Origin of the sequence: Pseudomonas sp. MMS21 TM103 (assembly GCF_022132145.1) — a bacterium.
Lineage (GTDB): Bacteria > Pseudomonadota > Gammaproteobacteria > Pseudomonadales > Pseudomonadaceae > Aquipseudomonas.
The window spans coordinates 216,339-238,974 of sequence record NZ_JAJISP010000002.1 but is presented as its reverse complement, the minus strand read 5'-3'; the positions used below and the strand labels follow the sequence as shown (position 1 = coordinate 238,974).

At 62.4% G+C, this 22,636-nt stretch carries 14 protein-coding genes and 1 pseudogene; 12 read left to right on the top strand and 3 right to left on the bottom strand.

Annotated features, from left to right (window positions below; all coding sequences use genetic code 11):
- The first annotated feature begins 39 nt into the window (after positions 1 to 39).
- Positions 40 to 747, top strand: coding sequence for an NAD(P)H-dependent oxidoreductase (locus LJY18_RS08130; protein WP_238041318.1), 708 nt, complete (start codon positions 40 to 42; stop codon positions 745 to 747).
- A 31-nt stretch (positions 748 to 778) separates the two neighbouring features.
- On the opposite strand, the pseudogene LJY18_RS08125 reads toward LJY18_RS08130, so the two are convergent.
- Positions 779 to 997 (bottom strand): annotated as a pseudogene (locus LJY18_RS08125) (IS110 family transposase); the annotation flags it as partial.
- Between the two features lie 158 nt (positions 998 to 1,155).
- Between LJY18_RS08125 and LJY18_RS08120 the strand changes: the two are divergent.
- Positions 1,156 to 3,447, top strand: a complete 2,292-nt coding sequence (locus LJY18_RS08120; protein ID WP_238041317.1) for a cytochrome c3 family protein — start codon at positions 1,156 to 1,158, stop codon at positions 3,445 to 3,447.
- On the opposite strand, the gene LJY18_RS08115 is transcribed toward LJY18_RS08120, so the two are convergent.
- Both LJY18_RS08115 and qhpR read right to left on the bottom strand, forming a co-directional pair.
- Positions 3,432 to 4,484, bottom strand: a complete 1,053-nt coding sequence (locus tag LJY18_RS08115; RefSeq protein WP_238041316.1) for an AraC family transcriptional regulator — start codon at positions 4,482 to 4,484, stop codon at positions 3,432 to 3,434. The two genes, LJY18_RS08120 and LJY18_RS08115, sit on opposite strands and share 16 nt — an antisense overlap.
- 106 nt (positions 4,485 to 4,590) lie before the next feature.
- On the bottom strand, positions 4,591 to 5,649 hold the full coding sequence (gene qhpR, locus LJY18_RS08110) for an AraC-like transcriptional regulator QhpR (RefSeq protein ID WP_238041315.1): 1,059 nt from the start codon (positions 5,647 to 5,649) through the stop codon (positions 4,591 to 4,593).
- A 281-nt stretch (positions 5,650 to 5,930) separates the two neighbouring features.
- Here qhpR and LJY18_RS08105 point away from each other — a divergent pair, with 281 nt between their 5' ends.
- The 10 genes from LJY18_RS08105 to LJY18_RS08060 all read left to right on the top strand — a co-directional run bounded on the left by LJY18_RS08105 (position 5,931) and on the right by LJY18_RS08060 (position 22,634).
- Positions 5,931 to 6,443, top strand: a complete 513-nt coding sequence (locus LJY18_RS08105) for a 2,4'-dihydroxyacetophenone dioxygenase family protein (protein WP_238041314.1) — start codon at positions 5,931 to 5,933, stop codon at positions 6,441 to 6,443.
- 55 nt (positions 6,444 to 6,498) lie between these two features.
- Positions 6,499 to 7,521, top strand: coding sequence for an NAD-dependent epimerase/dehydratase family protein (locus LJY18_RS08100; RefSeq protein WP_238041313.1), 1,023 nt, complete (start codon positions 6,499 to 6,501; stop codon positions 7,519 to 7,521).
- A 610-nt stretch (positions 7,522 to 8,131) separates the two neighbouring features.
- A complete protein-coding gene (locus tag LJY18_RS08095) occupies positions 8,132 to 9,676 on the top strand; it encodes an arylsulfatase (protein ID WP_238041312.1) in 1,545 nt (514 codons plus the stop codon).
- Positions 9,677 to 10,415: 739 nt separating this feature from the next.
- Positions 10,416 to 12,275, top strand: a complete 1,860-nt coding sequence (locus LJY18_RS08090) for a DUF1302 domain-containing protein (RefSeq protein ID WP_238041311.1) — start codon at positions 10,416 to 10,418, stop codon at positions 12,273 to 12,275.
- A 14-nt stretch (positions 12,276 to 12,289) separates the two neighbouring features.
- Complete coding sequence (locus tag LJY18_RS08085; RefSeq protein ID WP_238041310.1) at positions 12,290 to 13,639, top strand: DUF1329 domain-containing protein; 1,350 nt, start codon at positions 12,290 to 12,292, stop codon at positions 13,637 to 13,639.
- Between the two features lie 105 nt (positions 13,640 to 13,744).
- On the top strand, positions 13,745 to 14,869 hold the full coding sequence (locus LJY18_RS08080) for a WD40/YVTN/BNR-like repeat-containing protein (protein ID WP_238041309.1): 1,125 nt from the start codon (positions 13,745 to 13,747) through the stop codon (positions 14,867 to 14,869).
- Entirely contained in the window at positions 14,866 to 17,220 is a 2,355-nt protein-coding gene (locus tag LJY18_RS08075) for an efflux RND transporter permease subunit (RefSeq protein ID WP_238041308.1), read from the top strand. The genes LJY18_RS08080 and LJY18_RS08075 overlap by 4 nt, the downstream gene beginning before the upstream one ends.
- 83 nt (positions 17,221 to 17,303) lie before the next feature.
- A complete protein-coding gene (locus LJY18_RS08070; RefSeq protein ID WP_238041307.1) occupies positions 17,304 to 19,658 on the top strand; it encodes an arylsulfatase in 2,355 nt (784 codons plus the stop codon).
- A 261-nt stretch (positions 19,659 to 19,919) separates the two neighbouring features.
- Entirely contained in the window at positions 19,920 to 21,380 is a 1,461-nt protein-coding gene (locus LJY18_RS08065) for a GGDEF domain-containing protein (protein WP_330872723.1), read from the top strand.
- Between the two features lie 279 nt (positions 21,381 to 21,659).
- Positions 21,660 to 22,634, top strand: coding sequence for an AAA family ATPase (locus LJY18_RS08060; protein ID WP_238041305.1), 975 nt, complete (start codon positions 21,660 to 21,662; stop codon positions 22,632 to 22,634).
- The last annotated feature ends 2 nt before the right edge of the window (positions 22,635 to 22,636 follow it).

Below are 22,636 nucleotides of genomic sequence, written 5' to 3'. Positions count from 1 at the left end.
CCACCCTACAAAGGCCCTGTAAGCTCAAAGGAAGTTTTTATGAAGATACTGATCGTCCACGCTCACCCCGAACCGCAATCCTTCACCACGGCGATGCGCGACCTGGCGGTGGAAACCCTGCAGGGCCAGGGCCATGAAGTGCAGGTTTCCGATCTCTATGCGATGAACTGGAATCCGGTGGCCAGCGCTGCCGATTTCGTCGAGCGTGAGAACCCAGAATATCTGGTGTATGCCCTGGAACAGCGCCTGGGCGTCAAGAAAGGCTGTTTGGCTGCAGATATCCAGGGCGAGCTGGACAAGCTGCTGTGGGCCGACACGCTGATACTCAACTTTCCGTTGTACTGGTTCTCGGTGCCAGCCATCCTCAAAGGGTGGATTGACCGGGTGCTCGTGTCCGGTGTCTGTTACGGGGGCAAGCGTTTCTACGACCAGGGCGGCCTGAGTGGCAAGCGGGTGCTGGTCAGCCTGACCCTGGGCGGACGCGAGCACATGTTTGGCGATGGCGCCATTCATGGCCCGCTGGAGGACATGTTGCGGCCCTTGTTGCGCGGCACCCTGGCCTATGTCGGTATGGACGTATTGGCGCCCTTTATTGCCTGGCACGTGCCCTATATAAGTCATGAGGCGCGTCAAAGTTTCCTGATTGCCTACCAGCAGCGCCTGAGCGGACTGGAACAGGATCAGCCCCTGGCGTTCCCGCGCCTGGAGCAGTTCGACGAGCGACTCTATCCCTTGCCGCAAGCCTGAGCGGAGGCCACTCTGGTTGCCATCTCATGGGACGCCTGCTGACAGCTAGCGCCTCGGGCTGTTGGCTAACGGCGGCGAGGGCATCCGCAGTGGCGTTACTCCGCTGGGCATAACCCTCGGGCAGCAGAATCGAAAATGCATAAAGCAGGCCCCGTAAGCCGTTGCTCTGCATAATCCGAAAGTTCAGCAGTTGGGCGCAGATGCGATGCAGCGAGAGGATCGCCCGCTGATCAGCCTGGTTGACCGCGACGTATGCGCCATGTGAACCAGCCAGCTGAGAAATGTTTTTAGGATTGGGAGTAGTCAATCCTGGCGTGATCTGCCAAGCCGTTTCTCCGGCCAGTCGCTAGACTGCGTGCCTTCGGCGTATTGGCCGATTAGATCACCGAGACTGCCTGAGGAGGCCCTTTGGCCGCTTTTCGATATCTGCTTGGCCTGGGAGGGCTTCTGCTGGTTGCCCTGGCCGCCTACGGCGAGGATGCGCAGCTGCCTACGCTGTCTACGCAGGCGGCTGGCTATGCGCCGGCGGCGAGTTGCCAGGGCTGCCATGCCGAGGAAGCGAAGGTTTGGGCGCAGTCCGACCATGCCTGGGCGCTGCGCGATGCCAATGATCAGAACGTGCTGGGCGACTTCGCTGGTGTGCGTTTCTCCGACAGCGGCGTCGCGGCGCGCTTCTTTCGCCAAGGCAGCAAGTTCCTGGTCAACACCGAGGGCGCGGATGGCAAGGCGCAGGACTTCGAGATTCGCTACACCTTTGGCCACTACCCCTTGCAGCAGTACCTGGTTGCCTTCCCTGGGGGCAAGTTGCAGGCGCTGACCATCGCCTGGGACAGTCGGGCGAAGGAGCAGGGTGGTCAACGCTGGTTCTCGCTTTACCCTGGCCAGCGCTTCAGGCCCGAGGACTCCTTGCACTGGACCGGGCGCTACCAGAACTGGAACGCCATGTGTGCGGACTGCCACTCGACCAACCTGCAGAAGCACTACGACGACCAGACCGATACGTTTGCCACGACCTGGAGCGAGCAGACCGTCGGCTGCCAGGCCTGCCACGGCCCCGCTCAGGCGCATGTCGACTGGGCGGCGAACTATCCGGCGGGCGCCGCCGGGCATGCCGCCTCCGCGACCGAGATGGGCCTGAAGGTCGACTTCAAGGCACTGGGCGGCAAGGGCCTGATCGAGCAGTGCGCGTTCTGCCACAGTCGCCGCCAGGGGTTGGGGGTGGGCCAGCAGCCCGGGCATCCGCTGCTTGATGCCGCGCTGCCGGCAACCCTGCGTCCGGATCTCTATCACGCCGATGGGCAGATTCAGGGCGAGGTCTATGTGTATGGCTCGTTCACCCAAAGCAAGATGTACGCCGCGGGGGTTACCTGCACCGACTGTCATGACCCGCACAGTTCGCGGGTCAAGCTGGAGGGCAATGCACTCTGTGGCCAGTGCCACCAGCAAGAGCCGTCGGCGCGCTTCCCTGGCCTGCGGGCGAAGCACTATGACAGCGTCGAACACCACCACCATGCGCCGGGCTCTCAGGGGGCGCAGTGCGTCAATTGCCACATGCCCGCCACCACCTACATGGGCGTGGATTCGCGCCGCGACCACAGCTTCCGGTTGCCGCGCCCGGACCTGTCGCACAAGACTGCCAGCCCGGACGCCTGCACCCGCTGCCATGAAGACAAGGACGCCAGCTGGGCGGCAACCCAGATCGACAGCTGGTTCGACGCACCGAACCGCCCGCCGCACTATGGCGAAGCCTTGCAGGCTGCGCGACAGGGCAGCCGCGATGCCGTGCAGCGCCTGGCCGAAGTGATTGGCGATCTGGGCAAGCCCGAGATCGTCCGGGCAACCGCCGCCGAGCGGTTGGCCGACCTGGGGGCGCCGGCCATACCGACTCTGGAGGCCGCGCTGCAGCAGGACAGTGCACTGGTCCGCGCCTATGCGATACCGGCTTTCGCCGAACTGCCGCCGGTAGAGCGAGTCAGGCGGCTGCTGCCACTGCTCGACGATGACAACCGGGCGGTGCGTGATGAGGCGCTGCGAGCCTTGTCCGGTATTCCGCGGATCGCCCTTCCCGAAGCGCGTCGGGCATCGTTCCAGACCGCACTGGCGGACTACGAGAATAGGCTGCGTGGCAACGCCGATCTGCCAGGCAACCGGCTTAACCTGGCCGTGCTGCTGGAGCGCGAGGAGCGCAAGCTGGAGGCCCTGGAGCAGTACCGCATGGCGTTGCGCCTGGACCCTTATTTTGCCCCGGCGCGGGTCAACCTGGCCACGCTGGCCAATGACACGCTGCGAGCGGACGAGGCCATCCAGGTGTTGAAAGACGGCCTGGGACTGCCGGATATGCCCGGCGGCGACAGGGGCAACCTTGCCTATATGCTGGCCCTGCTGCTGGTCGAACATGGCCAGCCGGGACAAGCGGTCGACTGGATGGGGGAGGCGGCCAAGGCGCTGCCGGACAATCCGCGGATCCACTACAACCACGGCCTGCTTTTGCTCCAGTTGCAGCGCAGGGATGAAGCCCGGGCGTCATTGGAGGCAGGTCTGGCCCTGGCACCGGATGATGCCGACCTGCTGTATGGACTGATTTTCCTGCACGGTTCGGCGGGTGATCGCGAGCGGGCGATGGGATACGCCAGGCGCATGCGCCAGGTTGCCCCGTCAGATCCTCGTCTGCCCGCCGTACTGCGTCAGCTGGGCTTGTAGCGGCGGCTCCTGAGTAGGTGTGGCTGCTTGTTCGGACAGTGCTGCTTCTGCCACTCGCGGGGGCTGACCGAGAACCAGCGATGAAAGGCGCGGCAGAATGCACTGAGGTCGGAGTAGCCGAGCAGCCCCGACATCTGCGCCAGGCTGATCGACGGGTCTTCCAGGTAGTGGCGGGCCATCGATTGGCGTGTCTCGTCAAGCAGGTCCTGGAAAGAGATCCCTTCCTGAGCCAGTCGGCGTTGTAGTGCGCGCGGATTGAAGGCCATGCAGTCGGCGATTTTCTCTATGGTCACGCGGCCACTGGGCAGGAGGTTGCGCAGCAGCTGTTTGACATGGCAGGGCAAATCGTCGGCGGTCAGGCGTTCCATGTTGCCGATGTGTTCCTCGAGCAACCGATGCAGCGTCACGTCCGCTGAGTTGAGCGGCAAGTCGAGGGCGTCGGAGCTGAAGACCAGGCCGGGGCAGCTGGCCTCGAAAGTCGGGATCAGGCCCAGGGTGCGCCGGTAGGCGGCGGGATCCGTCAGCGGGGCATGCCTGAGTAGCACGGTGCCCGGCTGCCAGCTGCCGCCCACCAGGGTTCGCATCAGCTTTACGCCGATGCCTATGGCCAGTTCCTCGGCCTGACAGACGCCCGGCAGGTCGGACTCGATGATGTGATAGCTGAGAACGGCCAGTTCGCCCTCCAGCTCGAGCCGGACCTCTGCGGCGCCGTTCTGAAGTGAGTAATTCTGGCGCAGCTCTGTCAGCGCGGCGCCGACCGTCTTCGCGTTGCGAATCAGGTAGAGCAGGGGGCCGAAGATGCTGACACCCTGGTGCAGTCCATATTGCAGGCCGAACAGCGGGTTGCCCGATTGCAACTCGCAGAGGTCCAGTAGGGCGCAGAAACGCCGATAGGAGAGGATGCCTTCCGGCCGTCGCAGGAGCTCCGCCGGTAGCGAGACGCGGCGGAGCATCTCCACGGGGTTAAGCCCCTGGCTGGAGGCAAATTCCTCGAAGCAGGACAAGCTGAGTGCACGGACAAACGGGTTCACATTCATAGTTTTTATTCTTATAGGGTCGATCGGCGCCACATCAGTGTAGCGGGCGATTTCAGCCTGCAATGCCATCGTTGGACATGCATGACGCGAAGTGAAACGGCCAGATTCAGTCAGGCCGTGGCTGTTGGCTGGCGGCTTCTGCTGCATGCAACCTGCCAGCCTGATCCTGGATATAACGCTGCTTCCACTTGCGCGGGCTTGCACCGTTCCAGCGGGTAAAAGCACGGGAGAAGGTGCTGAGCTCGGCATAGCCAAGTAGCCCGGCAAGTTGTGTCAGGCTGATCGACGAGTCGCAGATGTAGCGTATGGACATCGACTGTCGGGTCTTGTCCAGCAGCTCCTGGAAGCCGGTGTCTTCCGCCAGGAGATAACGCTGCAGCGTGCGCGGACTGATCATCATGTACCCGGCCACGTCCTCGATGGTGACCTTGCCATTGGGCAGCATGTCCCATAGCAGTCTCTGCACGTAAGCCGGTAGCTCCTGCAGGGTGATCCGCTCCAGGTCTTGCACATGGCGCTGGATCAGTTGCTGGAGTCGTTCGTCCGCAGCGCTCAGCTGCGCATCCAGTAGCCGGGCATCAAATATCCAGGCATTGCACTGGCTGTCGAACCGCGGTGTGACACCCAGCAGATGCCTGTAGACACTCGGTGCGGCAGCGGCGGAGTGGCGTAGCTGCAAAGCGCTTGGATGCCAGCGGCTGCCCAACAGACTTTGCATCAAACGCGTACCCACTCCCATGGCCAGTTCGACGTCTTGCCGTACGGATGTGGCATCGCCATCGGTCACATCGTAGGTGAGCCATGCGTTCTCGCCGTGGAACTCGAGGCGGACTTCCCCTCCGCTGCTGTGGACATGGAAAAACGTTTTCAAGGCCTTGAGCGCCTCGTGCACGGTCTTGGCGTTCTGGATGATATACAGCAGGTTTCCGAGCACCTGCGCACCCTGATGCAGACCGAACTGCAGGCCGAACAACGGATTGCCGGATTGCTTGGCACACAGATCCAGCAGCGCGATGTACCTCGAATAGGCAATCATGCTTTCCAGACGCTCCGGTGTATCGACGGGCAGCCCGACGTCCATCAACAGTTGGCGTGGGTCGAGGCCCTGGCTGGAGGCGAACTCGTCAAATCCCAGAAGGGCGATGGCACGGACTACGGAGGTCATATCAAGTGCCCAGTTGAGTCAGCGAGGATGCCGGGATTTGATGTGACAAATCCGGGCCTGCGCTCGCCGCGGCGTTGAAAATATAGCCCAGCCAATAGCGGGCTCCCGACCGGGTGCGTTGCCACACCCTTGGACATGGATGCTACACCCGAGGGCTGATCGCTGGATGTGCGTGTCGCTAATTGTCTGGTTTATGGCGTGATATGCAAAGCTATATGAGTGATTGAGCGCGACAGTAACAGTGTCGGAAATCTGCCAATCCCCACACAATGAGAACAATTATGGCCTTCCCAACTATCATTGCCGATCATAAAAGCCTGCTCACGCTCAATACCAATGAGCTGCCTACCTACCACGACGCCCTGGTTCCGGGGGTCGATGTACAACCGCTGTTCCTCGACCCGGTGGGCGGCGTGTGGGTGCTGCGCGTCAAGTTTCACCCCGGGGTACTCCTGCCCACGCATTACCACACCGGCGTGGTGCACCTGTTTACCATGTCTGGCTGCTGGAACTATGTTGAGTATCCCGACCAGCCGCAGACCGCTGGCAGCTACCTGTTCGAGCCGGGTGGCTCGATCCACAGCCTCATGGTGCCGGCCGACAATACCGAGATCACTGACACTTTCATGGTCGTCCATGGCGCCAACGTCAACTTCGACCAGGACGGCAACTACCTCGGCCTGATGGACGCCAGCGACATCATGAGGATGATCGACGAGCTGATCCGCGACCGTGGCCTGGAACCGGCCCGCTACATCCGCCCGCAGCAGCCCGACTACACTACCGGCGCCTGATGACCTGGCGCGGCAGCCCGAGCAGGCTGCCGCGGCATCGATCGAGAACAATAAAATGACTGATACCCAGATGCCCGTCGGCGCCGATGGCCAGACGCCGGGCCTGCCTGCCAGTGTATTCATCACGGGCGCCAACGGCTTCATCGGTCGGGCGCTGCTCAACCGCTACCGGGCGCTGGGCGTCGAGGTGCGCGGCATGGATCTGCAGGCCGACCCGGCGCACGGCGTTGTTGCCGGCAACCTGACCCAGCCGTCGCAGTGGGCCGAGCACGCCAAGGGCTGCGAGTTGTTCATCAACACGGCGGCAATCGTTTCCCTGGCCGCCTCCTGGGAGGCCTATCGCGCGGTCTCGGTCGCTGGCGTGCGTAACTGTCTCGACGCTGCCATCGCCGGTGGCGCCAAGCGCTTCGTGCAGTTTTCCTCGATTGCGGCGATGGGCTGGGACTACACCAGCACGGCCGATGAAAAGAATGGCGTGGTGATCGGTTCCGACTATCGCTACGGCGTTGCCAAGGGCGCCTGCGAGCATATGGTGCTGGCGGCACACGCCGCTGGCGAAATCGACTGCACCGTCATACGGCCAGCCGATGTTTATGGCCCTGGCTCGCGAGCCTGGCTCAGCGAGCCGCTGAAGATGGCCAAGTCCGGCAATCTGCTGCTGCCCAACGGCGGTAGCGGCATCTTTGCCCCGGTCTTTGTCGATGACCTGCTTGACGGCGTGATGCTGGCGGCCGGCTTGCCTCAGGCTAGCGGGCAGATCTTCATCATCGGCGGCGAAGAGGCGGTCAGTTGCATGGACTTCTTCTCCAACCACTGGCGCTGGTCCGGTCGCACCGGCTCGCCGCGTACCCTCCCGCTGGCACTGGCGGTACTGCTCACCCGGATGATCTGGGGATTTAACACGCTGTTCAGGCGACCAAACGAGGTGGCCCCGGATGTCATGTACATGTTTGCGCGCAAGGCCGGCGTGTCCAGTGCCAAGGCGCGAAAGCTGTTGGGTTACCAGCCCAAGGTGAAGCTGGAGGAAGGGCTTCGCCGTTCCGAAACCTGGTTGCGCGAGACCGGGCAACTGGGCTGATAGCCAGGGTGCAGAGGATTTTGTCTAACCGGGGCTGGGCGTACTGCGGTGGCAGCCAGCCTTGGTAACTGATAGCAGACTCGGGGTCGTACACACTACGCGTCCCCCTCTTGTGGGGCATTCCCAGGCCACCCATTGCTTAAAGCGGTGGGTGGTTTTTTTTGTGGTGGGGAGGGCGTGATCCAGTGAGGCAAGGCGACCAACGTCTGTTTGCAGGTATGACAGGTATGGATTATGGCGCTATCTGCAAAGTTTTCTGGCTTGGCGGCGACCAGAATCAAAGCTTCCAAGAACAAAAGACACTGCATTCGGTTCAAGGCCGGATGACGGAGGTTACCAATGCGTCCAATCCTGCTCGTCTGCCTGGCCGTGGCTTTGATCGCCGGCACTGCCTACCTCACCACTCGGCCTACCCCAATGAGTGTGGCCAGCCCCCCGGTGGGAATTCCAGTCGCCACTATCGGTGAGGTCTTCAGGTATTACTGACCGACTGGGCTTCAGCCGTTGGCGCTGGGCGAGCTGATCTTGTCGGCTACGCTTGCCCTTATGTGCGAAGTCGCGGCGCCACTCTCGAACAACAATCAGAATGAGAACCCTAGGGGTGAACAAAATGGGAACACAGCTCAAGCGCTGGTGCAGCACCGTCATGCTCTTGGCCTCGGCCTGCATGGCATCGGTCGCGGTTGCCGCGAACAAGCCGAACATTGTGGTGATCTTTGGCGATGACATCGGCATCACTAATATCAGCAAGTACAGCCACGGCATGATGGGTTATCCGACGCCCAACATCGATCGTATCGCCAACGAAGGCGTGATGTTCACCGACTACTACGGTGAACAGAGTTGCACCGCTGGCCGTTCGGCCTTTATCACTGGTCAGCACCCTGTGCGTACAGGGCTTACCAAGGTCGGTTTGCCTGGCGCACCCGTGGGCCTGAAGCCCGAAGATCCGACCCTGGCCGAGCTGCTCAAACCACTGGGCTACACCTCGGGGCAGTTCGGCAAGAACCACCTGGGCGACCGCGACGAGTACCTGCCGACCAACCATGGTTTCGACGAGTTTTTCGGCAACCTCTACCACCTCAACGCCGAGGAGGGTCCCGAGGATCCGGACTGGACCAAGAATCCGGCCATCGACAAAATTATTCGCCCGCGCGGCGTGATCCGGAGCAGCGCCGATGGCAAGGTCGAGGATCTGGGGCCGCTGACCAAGAAGCGCATGGAGACCATCGACGAAGAGTTTCTCGGCGCCTCGCTCGACTTCATGGATCGCGCGGCCAAGGCCGACAAGCCGTTCTTCGTCTGGTTCAACTCTACGCGGATGCACTACTACACCCACATCAGCGAGAAGGTGGCAGGCAAGTCTGGGCAGGACTTCTACAACGATGGCATGGTTGAACACGATGGGCATGTCGGTCAGCTGCTGAGCAAGATCGATGACCTCGGTATTGCCGACAACACCATCGTCATCTATTCCACCGACAACGGCGTGCACTTCAACCAGTGGCCGGATGCGGGCATCACCCCGTTCCGCGGTGAGAAGAACACCAACTGGGAGGGTGGCTTCCGCGTGCCCGCGGTCGTGCGCTGGCCGAATCACATCAAGCCCAATAGCGTATCCAACGAGATCATGTCGCACCAGGACTGGCTGCCAACCCTGATGGCGGCGGCGGGTGTGAGCAACGTCAAGGAGCAGCTGCTCAAGGGCTATCAGGCCGGCGGCACGAACTTCAAGGTGCACCTCGATGGTTACAACTTCCTGCCGTACCTGGAGGGTAAGGAACCGAAGTCGCCGCGTACCGACTTTTACTATTTCAGCGACGACGGCAAGCTGCTGGCCGTCCGCGATGGTGACTGGAAGGTGGTCTTCGCCGAGCAACGCGCGCATCGCTTCGATGTCTGGCGTGACCCGTTCGTGGAGCTGCGTGCGCCCAAAGTCTTCAACCTGCGACGCGACCCGTTCGAGCGCGCGGACACCGACTCCAACAGTTACAACGTCTGGTGGGACAAGAAAGCACCCATCGTCGCTATGCCGGCAATGATCAGGGTTCAGCAGTTCCTCAGCACCTTCCAGGAGTTCCCGCCGCGGCAGCGCCCGGCATCGTTCACCGTCGACCAGATGATGGAGAAGTTCATGCGCTATCAGGCGCAATGAAACAAAAAACGGGCGCATAGGCGCCCGTTTTCATCGTTCACGGGCAATTTTCCGGCAAGGGCAACAGCAATGCCGGGTTGGCCGCTTTCCCCCCCTTCAGGTTCGAAATGGGCCTAGCTCCTTGCTCCCCGGCGGGGCAGCCCTGCCGCTGGCGCAAGTGGCGAATGGACTGTTTGCTGTCGGGCCATCGAGGGCTTGCCCTGACTCTGTGCGGTTGTCGATGGCACGAGCCAGGACCTCGACTGACGAAGCCGATGATCCCTCGCCTGGTGCCTCTTGCAGGCTGCCTTGTCTGTCGGTGCTGCCGATCCTGCCAGCGCGCCGCCCGTCCAAGACCTGCGAAGGCCGCAGGTGCATGGGTATCGCCTGATCGGTATCGATAGCCGCTGCTGCCCAAGCATGCAATCCAGTCCCTGCCCATGCGCGGTAGATGATGCCGGTTCCTTGATCTCTGGCGAAGACTCAGAACGCTCTGTTGTAGGGGGCGAGGGGAGTTCGTGTGGCCATCTGCAAGAGTGGCTGCAGCTGATTTGCAGGCGGTTCGCAGGCACCGCTGGGGTGAGTCCTCGGTTGGGGTTTGATGCGTTAAATGTCAGCAATATGGCGTGGTTTGACAAGTTATGGCCCGGGGGTTGGATCCATGATCGGGTTCTCTGGTGATGCGGAAAATTCACGCATCAGAGTCGCTCAGTCGATTCCGCCCAGAGCCACCCTAATAACAACAATCGGAGGGTGCTCCATGACCTCATCACTGGGCCTAACCGCCCGCGCCCGCAACTTGCTGGCTGGAACCGTACTCACTCCACTGGCTCTGGCCATCTCGCATCAGGCATTCGCTGGCGAATTCGACCTGGGTGAAGTCAGTGGTCGCTATAACGGCAGCCTCAGCGTCGGTACTCTCTGGAGTGCCGAAGATGCAGATGGCAACTACATCAATCAACGTGATGCGGCCAGCATCGGTCGGACCGGGAGTAACCCCGGGGGTGCTCGTACCATCGACGACAGCCGCCTGAACTACCGCAAGCACGACATCGTCTCGTCTCCGATTACCCTGTTGGGCGAAGTGGAGTTGAACTGGCACAACTACGGTGCCTTCGTGCGTGGCAAGGCCTGGTATGACTACAGCCTGAGCAACAACAAGGTGGATTACGGCCATTCGGCCAACGGCTACCAGCACGACAGCAAGCTCGATGACAGCAACTTCGACAGACTGGCCAAGTTCCAGGGCGCTTCCCTGCTCGATGCCTACGTGTTTGGCGACTTCGAGATTGCCGAACACCCTCTGCATGTCCGCGTGGGTAACCAGGTAGTTAGCTGGGGCGAGGGGCTGTTCTTCCAGAACGGCATCAACTCGATCAACCCGATCGACGTTGCGGCCTTTCGTCGTCCCGGTTCGCAGCTCAAGGAAGCCCTGCTGCCGGTGCCCATCGCCTACTTCAACCTCGGCCTGACCGACGCCCTGAGTATGGAAGCGTTCTACCAGTTGAAATGGCGCAAGACCGTGCTGGAAGGTTGCGGCACCTACTTTGCGGCCAACGACTACATCACCGGTGACCAGGATGGCTGCTTTGGTGTGCCCCTGGGACCCGTGGCGGACGATGTCGCCTATGGCCCTGCCGACCTGATCATCCGCCGCGGCAAGGACAACGATGCGAAAGACGAGGGCCAGTTTGGCGTGGCCTTCCGTTACTTCGCCGACAGCATCGGTACCGAGTTCGGCGCCTATGCGATGAACATCCACTCGCGCACGCCCAATGCCAGTGTGCTCACCAACTCGCGTAACGATACGGGTGCGGGCTGGCAGGCCGGCCAGCAGGATAGCAACGTCCAGTACTTTGCCGATTACGCCGAAGACATCCGCATTTATGGCCTGAGTTTTTCGAGCAACATTCTGGGCACCTCGGTATTCGGTGAGTACAGCTACCGGCCCAATCAGCCGATCCAGTTGGCTACCGGCGACCTGATCCCGGCCTTCGCCTTGCTCAGCGATGCGCAGAGCCAGTTCTTTGGCACCACCTTGGGTGAGGATGCGATCAATGCCGCACCGGGCTCGGTGTACAACGGCTATGACCGGCGCAAGATCTCGCAGATGTCATTGGGCTTTATCAAGTCCTTCCCTCAGGTACTGGGTGCCGACAACCTGAGCCTGATCGGCGAAGTGGCTGCCAAGTACGTGCACGATATGCCAGGGCTGGATGAGCGCCGCTATATCAAGGGCGACCTGTATGGCTCCGATCTCTCCGACGGAAACACTGTTGCCTGTAATGCGCTAGTCACAGCGAAATATCAAAAGTACGCCTGCTCCAAGGATGGCAACGCCACCGCCTTCTCCTGGGGCTATCGCGTGCGTGGCCAGTTGAGCTATTCGAACGTGTTCGCCGGGGTCAACCTCTCGCCGTTCGTCGCCTTCGGTCATGACGTCAAGGGCTGGTCCTACGACGGCAACTTCGTCGAAGACCGTCTCCTCGGCTCGGTCGGCGTCAAGGCCGACTACCTGCAGAAATACTCCGCCGAGCTGTCCTGGGCCGGTACCGGCAACACGCCTTGGGGTGCGACCGACCGCGACTTCGTCGCCCTCAGCCTGCGTATGGGCTTCTGATCATGAGGTTTGCTATGAAAAAGAATCTGCTTTCCGCCGCTATTCTGAGCGGTCTGTTCTGCCTGGCCAGCGGTCAGGCCCTGGCCAAGATCGATGCCAGCGAAGCGGCCCGTCTGGGCCAGGATCTGACTCCGGTCGGTGCCGAAAAGGCCGGCAATGCCTCGGGCACCATCCCCGCCTGGGATGGCGGTATCACCCAGCCGCCGGCTGGCTACAGCGCCGACAAGGGTTATGTCGACCCGTTTGCCAACGAGAAGCCGCTGTACACCGTGACCGCGGCCAACATGGGGCAGTACGCCGAGCAGCTGACGGTCGGCCACAAGGCGATGCTGGAGAAGTACCCCAGCTACAAGATGGACGTCTACCCGAGCCACCGTACCGCGGCACTGCCGCAGGCCGAATACGACAAGATTGCCAAGGAAGCGACCCAGATCGATCTGGCGCCGGGCGGCCAGGGCCTGGTTGGCTATCAGTCCACCTCGGTGCCTTTCCCGATTCCCAAGTCGGGCAACGAAGTGATGTTCAACCACCTGGTGCGCTACCGCACCAGCGGTTACGAGTACCACCCGACCGAGATGGTGGTTCAGTCCAACGGCAGCTTCACCCCGGTGCGCCGCGAGGCAAAGCTGGTCATGGCCTGGGCGATGGGTAACCCGGAGCCGAACCGCCTGTTCTACTACCTGGACAAGGTCGTCGCGCCGGAGTCGGTGGCGGGTCTGCAGACCCTGGTGCATGAGCCAATGAACCAGGCCGCCGAGTCGCGTCTGGCCTGGCAGTACAACCCGGGCCAGCGTCGCGTACTGCGTGCTCCGCAGGTGTCCTACGACAACCCGGTGGCCACCGCGGACGGTCTGCGCACCACCGACATGGTCGACGTGTTCAACGGTGCGCTGGACAAGTACGACTGGAAGTTGGTGGGCAAGAAGGAAATGTTGGTGCCTTACAACACCTACAAACTGGCCGACACTTCGCTGAAGTACGACCAGATCATCCAGACCAACCACCTCAATCAGGATCTGGTGCGTTACGAGCCGCACCGCGTCTGGGTGGTCGAGGCAAGCCTGAAGCCGGGTGAGCGTCACATCTACGCCAAGCGCGTGTTCTACGTGGATGAGGACGGCTGGCAGATCCTCGCAGTTGATCTGTACGACGGTCGTGGCGAGCTGTGGCGCCTGCAGGAGTCGCACAGCCTGCAACGCTATGACGTGCTTTCCTCGCTCCTGGTCAGCGACCTGTCCTATGACCTGCAGGCCCGTCGCTACATCGTCTACGGCCTGGGGAACGAAGAGAAGCCGTATACGTTCGGCCTTAAGGCCACGCTCAAGGACTTCAGCGCTGCCGCGCTGCGTCGCGCCGGCCGTTGACCTTGACCTGCCTCGCCCGTTGGGCGAGGCAGGTCCATCGAGTTACTTCATGCTTTGGGGCAGGGAACCTGCGTCCCGTGCCCCCTTTTTTTGAGATTACGTGCAATGAAGGCCAAATTTGCTTCCCTGCTGCCGTTGCTGGGCGCGCTGGTAGCGCTGCCGGTCGTCGCGGCCGGGCTACCCGATCGCCTCGAACGTCCGTCGCGCATGTCACCGCTGGCGGCCCAATCTCCACTGACGGACCTGCAGCGCGTTGGCGATGACATGGTCATGGTCGGTGCCAGCGGCCATGTTCTCGTGCAAGGTGCTGGTGGCTCGCTCGAGCAGTCTCAAGTCCCGGTCGATCTTCTGCTCACGGCCGTGCATTTTGTCGATGACAAGTTCGGCTGGGCTGTGGGCCATGACGGTGTGATCCTGCACAGCACGGACGCGGGGAAGAGCTGGAGCAAGCAACTCGACGGTCGTGCCATCGGTAAGCTGATGCTGGATTGGGCAGAGTCCGAGGTGGCGCGTCTGGAGGAGGCCAGTGCTGCTGCACCCGATGATGACGCGCTGAGCACGGCGCTGGATAACGCCTATTTCGCGGTCGATGACGCCAGGGCAGGTGTCGAGGCAGGCCCTTCACGGCCACTGCTCGACGTATGGTTCCGCAGCGCCCAGGAAGGTTGGGCAGTGGGTGCCTACGGCATGATCGTGCACACCCGAGACGGTGGGCAGAACTGGACATTCGTCTCTACCCTGGAAAATCCCGAGCGACTGCACCTGAACACGGTTCTCGGTCTTGCCGACGGCAGCCTGCTGGTTGCTGGTGAGGGGGGGCGTGTGCATCGCTCAAGCGATGGCGGCCAGACCTGGGAGCCAGTCAGAAAACTCACCGATGCCTCGCTATACAAGCTGCTGCAAGTGGCTGACGGCCGTCTGCTTGCCCTTGGCTTCGGCGGAACGCTGCTGCTCAGTCGCGACCAAGGACAGAACTGGCAGAGCGTCACTCTGCCAGTGCGCGCCAGCCTGTATGGCGCCGACGAACTGAGCGACGGCACGCTGCTGCTCGTCGGCCAGGGCGGCGTGCTATTGGTCAGCCAGGACGGGCAAGACTTCAAGCGTTGGCAGGCGCCGGATAAGACTGCCCTGCTGGGCGTGGCTTCCTTCAGTCAGGAGGAGCTGGCGCTGGTCGGCAATGACGGCCTGCAATTTTTGTCTCGCGCTGCACTCACGGAGCAACTGCAATGAACGCCCAGACCGAGCTGGTGCGCAGCGAATCCGCGCTGCAGCGCCTGGTGAGCCTCACCGAGCGAGCCCTGTTCCATAACCGTTTGCTGGTGCTGGCTTTCTTCCTTATCGCCTCGCTGCTGCTGGGCTGGAAGGCACTGGAGATACGTCCAGATGCCAGCTTCACCCGGATGATTCCGGCAAGCCATCCGTTCATCCAGAACTATCTGAAGTTCGAGGATGTGCTGCGTCCGCAAAGTAACGTATTGCGTGTGGTCGTCGAGAATCCCGATGGCGAGATCTTTACCAAGAAGTACATGGAAACCCTGCGCGAGGTCAGCGACCGGATTTTCTACCTGCCAGGCGTCGACCGCGGCAACCTGAAGTCACTATGGACACCCAACGCGCTGTGGACCGAGGTGGCCACCGACGGTGTCCGTGCCGGACGGATCATTCCCGACGGCTACGACGGCGGCGAGGAATCGCTGGCCCAGGTGCGGCAGAACATCCTGCGCGCCAACATGCTCGGCAGCTACGTGGCCGACGACTTCCGCTCCACCATTATCCGCGTGCCACTGCTGGAGGTCGATCCGGAGACCGGCAAGCCGCTGGACTACGGTAGCTTCACCCAGGCCTTGGAAAACCAGGTACGCGAGCACTTCGCCGCACAGGGCGTGACCATCCGCGTGATCGGCTTCGCCCAGATCATCGGTGACCTGATTGCGGCTGCCACCGATATCGCATTGTTCTTCGCCATCACCGTCGGCCTGATCACCGTGCTGCTGTACCTCTATTGCCATTGCTGGCGCAGCACTGCCGTGACCGTGCTGACCTGCCTGCTCACGGTGATCTGCCAGCTCGGCCTGCTCAGTGTGCTGGGTTATGGCCTGGATCCTTACTCGATCCTGGTGCCGTTCCTGATCTTCGCCATCGGCATCAGTCATGCCGTGCAGAACATCAACCTGATGATGAGCGAGATGGGCCACGGCTGTACGCCGGTCCAGGCCTCGCGGCGTACTTTCCGCGCCCTGTTCATCCCCGGCACCACTGCGCTGCTGGCCGACGCGGTGGGCTTTATCACCCTGCTGGTGATCGATATCGGGGTGATCCAGCAACTGGCTGTTACCGCCAGCATCGGCGTGTTCGTCGCCATCTTCACCAAGATGTTCCTGCTGCCGGTGTTGATGTCCTACGCTGGCGTCAGTGCGCGTGGCATGCGTCAGCAGCAAAAGCGTGCCAATTCCTCCTGGCCGGTATTCCGTCGCCTGGCGCGGGTGGTGGAGCCGCGCTTCGCCATGCCACTGATTCTCATCAGTCTGGTGCTGCTGGGGGTGGGCTACTACGCCCGCCACGATCTGAAGATCGGTGACCTCGACGTCGGTGCACCGGAGTTCCGTCCCGAGGCGCGCTATAACCGCGATAATGCCTATTTGCTCAAGCACTACACCACCAGCACTGACGTCTATGTGGTGATGTTCAAGACCCCGCAGGAGCAGTGCTCGCGTTTCGCGGCCGCGGATCTGGCCAATCAGATGGAGCAGACGTTGCGCGATGTCGAGGGCGTGGAATCGGTGGCTTCGCTGTATGGCCACATGCGCTTTTCGATCTTTGCGCGTAACGAGGGCAACCCCAAATGGGCGGAGTTCTCCCGCGACCAGTACGTCATGAACAACGCCCGCTCCGGTGCGCCCAGTGAGTTTGTCGATCCCAACTGCAGCGTGGCACCGATCAACCTCTACCTGAGCGACCACAAGGCCGAGACCCTGAGCCGTGTAGCCCAGGCCGTGGAGGCCTTCAGCAAGCAGTACGAAACCGGCGAGATCGAGATCCTCCAGGCCGCGGGCAACGCCGGTATCGAAGCAGCCACCAACATGGTCATCAAGGTTTCCGAGAAGCAGATGCTGATCCTGGTGTTCGTGATCATCTCGCTGGTGGTGTGGTGGGAGTTCAAGTCGCTCAAGGTGACCATCGCCCTGATGGCGCCGCTGTACCTCTCCACCGTGCTGTGCGAGGCGGTGATGGCGCAGATGGGCCTGGGGGTGAAGATCGCCACGCTGCCGGTGATCGCTCTCGGCGTGGGTATTGGCGTGGACTACGGCATCTACCTGTACAGCCGTATGGAAGGCTTCCTGCACCAGGGCCTGAAGTTCCAGGCGGCCTACTTCGAGGCGCTGAAGACCACCGGCACCTCGATTGCCTTCACCGGCCTGACCCTGGCCGTGGGTGTCGCCACCTGGTCCTTCTCGGCGCTGAAGTTCCAGGCCGACATGGGCCTGCTGCTGGTGCTGCTGTTTATCTGGAACATGATCGGCGCGCTGGTGCTGCTGCCGGCCATCGCCTCGCTGCTGGTCTGCAACCGCGAGACCCGCTGAGTCAGTGCCGCGACCCGCGCCATGCGGGTCGCGGCTGATAACTAACGGGCGAACTGGAAAACAAAAATAAGGAGAGTCTCGCCATGCGAGCTTGCAAGCTGTTGTTCCGTATCGCATCCCTGGCGCTGCTATGCGCTGGCGCCATGGCTGGCGAACCCGATCGTACGTCCTTGCCCCTCGCCGATCCGGCCTTCCAGGGCCAGGTCGGCACCACCTTCGCCGATTCCACGGCCGACTTCCCGCAACCGCACTCGGCACTGGCCGGGGCGCCCAATGTGGTACTGATCCTGCTCGACGACCTGGGCTTTGGCCAACCGGGTACCTTCGGCGGTCCGGTGCCCACGCCGGGGATGGACAAGCTGGCGAGCGAGGGCTTGCGCTACAACCGTTTCCACACCACCGGCATCTGCTCGTCGACCCGTGCCGCGCTGCTGACCGGGCGTAATCATCATCAGACCGGCTTTGGCACCATCACCGAGCTGGCTACCGGTTTTCCCGGCTACAACACCGTGTGGCCGCAGTCGACCGCCAGCGTGGCGCGGGTGCTGCGCGACAACGGCTACCACACGGCCGCCTTCGGCAAGTGGCACAACACCCCGGACTGGGAGACCCAGCCCAATGGCCCCTACCAGCACTGGCCCAGCGGCGTCGGTTTTGAATACTGGTACGGCTTCCACGGCGGCGAGACCAGCCAGTACGAGCCGCAGCTGTACCGCAATACCCTGGCCGTGGAACCGGCGAAAAAGCCCGAGCAGGGCTATCACCTGACCACCGACCTGGTCGATGACGCCATCACCTGGGTCAAGCGCGAACAGGCCATTACCCCGGACAAACCGTATTTCCTCTACTTCGCCCCGGGCGCGGTGCATGCGCCTTTGCATGCGCCGCGCGAATACATCGAACGCTTCAAGGGGCAATTCGATCAGGGCTGGGACAAGCTGCGCGAGGAAACCCTGGCCCGGCAGAAGCGCCTGGGGGTGGTCCCAGCAGACACCGAGATGACCCCGCGACCGGCGCAGATCCCGGCCTGGGACTCACTCAGCGCCGACGAGAAGAAACTGTTCGCCCGCCACCAGGAAGTGTTCGCCGGTTTCGTCGCCCATACCGACCACGAGGTCGGACGCCTGCTCGATGCGGTGCGTGACGACAACACCCTGGTGATCTATGTCACTGGCGACAACGGTGCCAGCGCCGAAGGCAGCATGACCGGCACGCTGAACAACGTGATGACCCAGAACGGCGTGCCGGACAGTGTGCCGGCGCAACTGGCCAAGCTCGACGAGATCGGCGGGCCGCTGCACGAGAACCACTATCCGGTGGGTTGGGCCTGGGCCGGGTCGGCGCCATTCCAGTGGATGAAGCGCGTGCCTTCGCATTTCGGCGGCACCCGCAACGGCGTGATTGTCTCCTGGCCCACGCGCATCGAGGATCGCGGTGGCCTGCGTTCACAGTTCGAGCATGTCATCGACGTCGCCCCGACTATTCTTGCCGCTGCCGGCCTGCCGGCGCCGAAGGCGGTCGATGGCATCGAACAGACGCCGATGGCCGGGCATGATTTCAGCTCCACTTTCGCCAGTGCCAAGGCCCCTGAAACCCGCACTACCCAGTACTTCGAGAGCGGTGGCCACCGGGCGATCTACCATGACGGCTGGATTGCCGCGGCCATGCAGGGCGTGCCATGGAAGCTGGTTGGCTCGCAGGGCTTCAGCAACAGTCGCTGGGAGCTGTATCACGTCGATGAGGACTTCTCCCAGGCCCGTGACCTCGCGGCCCAGCAGCCGCAGAAGCTCAAGCAGTTGCAGGCCCTGTTCGACCAGCAGGCGCGCGCCAATCAGGTCTATCCGCTGGACGACCGCTTCGTCGAGCGCGCGCTGAGCGTACGTCCCTCCATCGTCGCCGGCCGCACTCGAGTGCGCTACGTCGCCGGCATCAGTCGCGTGCCGGAAGGCAGCGCGCTGCCCATCTACCAGCGCAGCCACAGCATCAGCGCCAACCTGGTGGTGCCGGAGCAGGGCGCCGAAGGGGTGATCCTCGCCGAGGGCGGTAGCGCCGGCGGTTTCGCCCTGTATGTGCGTGATGGGCGCCTGCACTACGACTACAACTTCTTCGGCAAAACCACCTACAGCGTGGTCTCCGAGCAACCGCTGCCCAAGGGCAAGCTGCAGGTGCAGATGAAGTACGAGCAGGAACCGTTCCGCTTCCTGGCCGAGCAGACCGGCGGCACTGTCGAACTGTTGGCCAATGGCAAGCGCATCGGCGAGGGAAGGGTGGACAAGGTGGTGCCGGTGCGTTTCTCGGCCACCGAGACCCTGGATGTCGGCATGGATCTAGGCTCGCCGGCCTCGGCGGTCTACCGCGAGCAGCTGCCCTTTGCCTTCACCGGCACCATCGAGGAGGTCGCCGTGGAGATCTCGCCGACCCGGCCGGTTATCAAGTAAGCGAACTCTGGTTGACGGCCCTCTGCGTTAACCCAACTCGGGGAAGGTGTAGAGGGGCAGGTAAATGCGGTAGCTGGCTTACGCGGTGGCTGCTATCGATCTAATGGAGGTATCTGGCGACGAGCACGCTGGCGCGGCGAGGTATATCAACATGGTATATGTGGATAAAACCGAGGAAAATGCGCGCCGTAAAGTGCGAGCTTCGGATGAACTCCGGATCTACCCGAACTGTTGTCAGTAGCGGTTATTCGGAGTTGAGCTGTGGATAGTGGCGCCAATTTTTCTGCAAAGGCCTGGGCCGGCCATTTCACTATTGCCTGCTTGGTCTTGCTGCTGGTTCTCGGCGCCTGCCTGCTGGGCATCATGACCAGGCCCCTGGGGCATCTAGCGGCATTGTGGCCGGCCAATGCCCTGCTCCTCGGCCTCCTGGTACGTTATCCGCGACTGGCCAGCCCGGCGGGCTGGCTGGGGGCAGTTGCAGGCTACGTACTGGCCGATTCCATGACCGGCGGTAGTGCTCTGCAGACTCTGTTGCTGACGCTGGCAAACCTCGCCGGGGTGGTGGTCGGGTATCTGCTGTTGCGGCGTCTGGGCGATGACCAGCGTCGCCTGCGTACCCCCTATTCGGTACTGTATCTGGCGCTGGTCATCGTAGCGGCCTCCAGTGCTGCGGGGCTGGTCGGCGCGATTGCCGAGCCCCTGCTGTTTGGTGGCAGCGCAATCAGCGGCTGGAGCTTCTGGTTCGTTACCGAACTGGTTAACTTCATGGCCATTCTTCCGGCCCTGCTCACCCTGCCGGAGTGGCCCAAGCGCCCTGTGGAGCGGCGACGGGCGGCGCAGTGGGGGCGTAATGAGTTGCTCAAGGCGTTGCCGGCGGTCAGCCTGCTGCTGTCCGGTTGCGCCGCTTTGGTGATCGGTGGCCCGGGGGCGATCGTCTTTCCGGTGCCTGCGCTGCTCTGGTGTGCCCTGAGCTACAGTCTTTTCAGCACCGCGCTGCTGACCCTGGGGTATAGCGGCTGGATACTCGTTTCGATCTCCTACGGCAGTCTGCCGCTGGCGATGCTCGATATGAACTCGCGACCGATGCTGCTCTCGTTGCGCCTGGGCGTGTCGATGGTGGCCTTTGCGCCGCTCACGGTTGCGAGCGTCATGGTCACGCGTAATGCACTGCTGGAGCGCATGCAGTTCATGGCCACCCACGACCAGCTGAGTGGTCTGCTCAATCGATGGGCCTTCTACGAGATCGCCGCGCAGCTGCTGGCCAAGTTCCAGCGCAATGGACGCCCTACGGCCTTGCTGATGCTGGATATTGATCTCTTCAAGCGAGTCAACGACACCTATGGCCACGTCGCCGGTGATATTGCGCTTAAGTCCTTTGCCCGAGTTGCCAGTGACTGCGTGCGGGGCGACGATGCCCTGGCGCGGCTGGGCGGTGAAGAGTTCGCCGTGCTGCTGCCCGGCTGCTCGCAGGAGCAGGCGCAAATCATCGCCGAACGCATTCGCGCCAGCTTTGCCGGCACAGAGATAGAGCTCGACGACGGGCGCAGCATCTCTTGCTCGGTCAGCATCGGTTTGATCGTGGTAGAGCAGTCCTCGCACTCCCTCGAGCGGATGTTGCAGGCGGCGGATGAAGCCTTGTACTGCGCCAAGCGGCTGGGGCGCAATCGCGTCGAAAACGGATGGATATTGGAGAGCCTGCCTGCAGTCACTGGAGAGGCTTGAGTCATGCTGGGACAGCCCCGCCATCCCGAGCGCTGTGCAGTGACTGCTTCCGAGGATTATTCGACGCCTTGCCGCCGCTAACTTGTCAGAGGGCGACAATGGCCATGCATTACCTGACAGGTTGCAGCGTGAGCCCTGGGCTGTTGTGCTGGCAGCAGATGCCTGCGATATGGCGCGATATGCAAAAAATAATCGACGCGTCTGCAGTTAAGCTAATAAGTTGAAGGGTAGTGCGCGTAAGGCATCACTGTGCGTGGACCAAGCAATCCGGGGGCGCTAATGGACAATCGACAAGCACTACTTCGTCTGGGCGAACGCCTGGGAGGAGCGGTTCTCGGTCAGGCGGGGCTGGTGGAGGGCATCCTGCTAGGCCTGCTGGCCGACGGTCACCTGCTGGTGGAGGGCTTGCCCGGCCTGGCCAAGACGCGCGCGATCAAGTGCCTGGCCGGTTTCGTCGAGGCCAGTTTCTCGCGTATTCAGTTCACCCCCGACCTGCTGCCTTCGGACGTCACCGGTGCCGAACAGTATTTCGGCGAGCTCGGTGAGGGCGGCCTGGCCTTCCGCCAAGGTCCGCTGTTCGCCAACCTGGTGCTGGCCGACGAGATCAACAGGGCACCGGCCAAGGTGCAATCGGCTCTGCTCGAAGCCATGGAGGAGCGCCAGGTGACGGTGGCCGGTGTGCGTCACCCGCTGCCGGAACTGTTCCTGGTGATGGCGACCCAGAACCCGATCGAGCACGAGGGCACCTATGCGTTGCCCGAGGCCCAGCTGGACCGCTTTCTCCTGCACCTGAAGGTCGACTATCCGGACGAGGGCGCCGAGCTGGCGATGATGCGCCTGCTGCGCGAGGAGCTGGCCGCTGGCCGCTCGCCAGGGCGGGAGGAGGCGGAGTTGCTGCCGCAGGCCGTGTTGCTGGCGGCGCGTCGCGAAATCGCCCAGCTGCATGTCAGCCCCAGTATCGAGCGCTACATCCTCGACCTGGTACGTGCCACGCGTGAGCCCGGGCGCTACGACGTCGAGTTGGCGCGGCAGATCGAGGTCGGCGTCAGCCCGCGCGGCACGCTGGCGCTGGAGCGCGTGGCGCGTGCCCAGGCCTGGCTGCGCGGCGGCGATTTCGTCAGCCCCGATGATGTGCGTGCGGTGGTTCTGCCGGTGTTGCGTCATCGTCTGCTGCTCGGTTACGAGGCCCAGGCGGCCGGCATCCGTGCGGATGACATCCTCCTGCGCCTGTTGCAACTCGTTGCCGTGGCCTGAGG

Coding starts and splice junctions, on each gene's coding strand:
- LJY18_RS08130 (WP_238041318.1), top strand. CDS start 40: ATGAAGATACTGATCGTCCACGCTCACCCCGAACCGCAATCCTTCACC.
- LJY18_RS08070 (WP_238041307.1), top strand. CDS start 17,304: ATGCGAGCTTGCAAGCTGTTGTTCCGTATCGCATCCCTGGCGCTGCTA.
- LJY18_RS08075 (WP_238041308.1), top strand. CDS start 14,866: ATGAACGCCCAGACCGAGCTGGTGCGCAGCGAATCCGCGCTGCAGCGC.
- LJY18_RS08095 (WP_238041312.1), top strand. CDS start 8,132: ATGGGAACACAGCTCAAGCGCTGGTGCAGCACCGTCATGCTCTTGGCC.
- LJY18_RS08060 (WP_238041305.1), top strand. CDS start 21,660: ATGGACAATCGACAAGCACTACTTCGTCTGGGCGAACGCCTGGGAGGA.
- LJY18_RS08115 (WP_238041316.1), bottom strand. CDS start 4,484: ATGAATGTGAACCCGTTTGTCCGTGCACTCAGCTTGTCCTGCTTCGAG.
- LJY18_RS08100 (WP_238041313.1), top strand. CDS start 6,499: ATGACTGATACCCAGATGCCCGTCGGCGCCGATGGCCAGACGCCGGGC.
- LJY18_RS08080 (WP_238041309.1), top strand. CDS start 13,745: ATGAAGGCCAAATTTGCTTCCCTGCTGCCGTTGCTGGGCGCGCTGGTA.
- qhpR (WP_238041315.1), bottom strand. CDS start 5,649: ATGACCTCCGTAGTCCGTGCCATCGCCCTTCTGGGATTTGACGAGTTC.
- LJY18_RS08085 (WP_238041310.1), top strand. CDS start 12,290: ATGAAAAAGAATCTGCTTTCCGCCGCTATTCTGAGCGGTCTGTTCTGC.
- LJY18_RS08090 (WP_238041311.1), top strand. CDS start 10,416: ATGACCTCATCACTGGGCCTAACCGCCCGCGCCCGCAACTTGCTGGCT.
- LJY18_RS08105 (WP_238041314.1), top strand. CDS start 5,931: ATGGCCTTCCCAACTATCATTGCCGATCATAAAAGCCTGCTCACGCTC.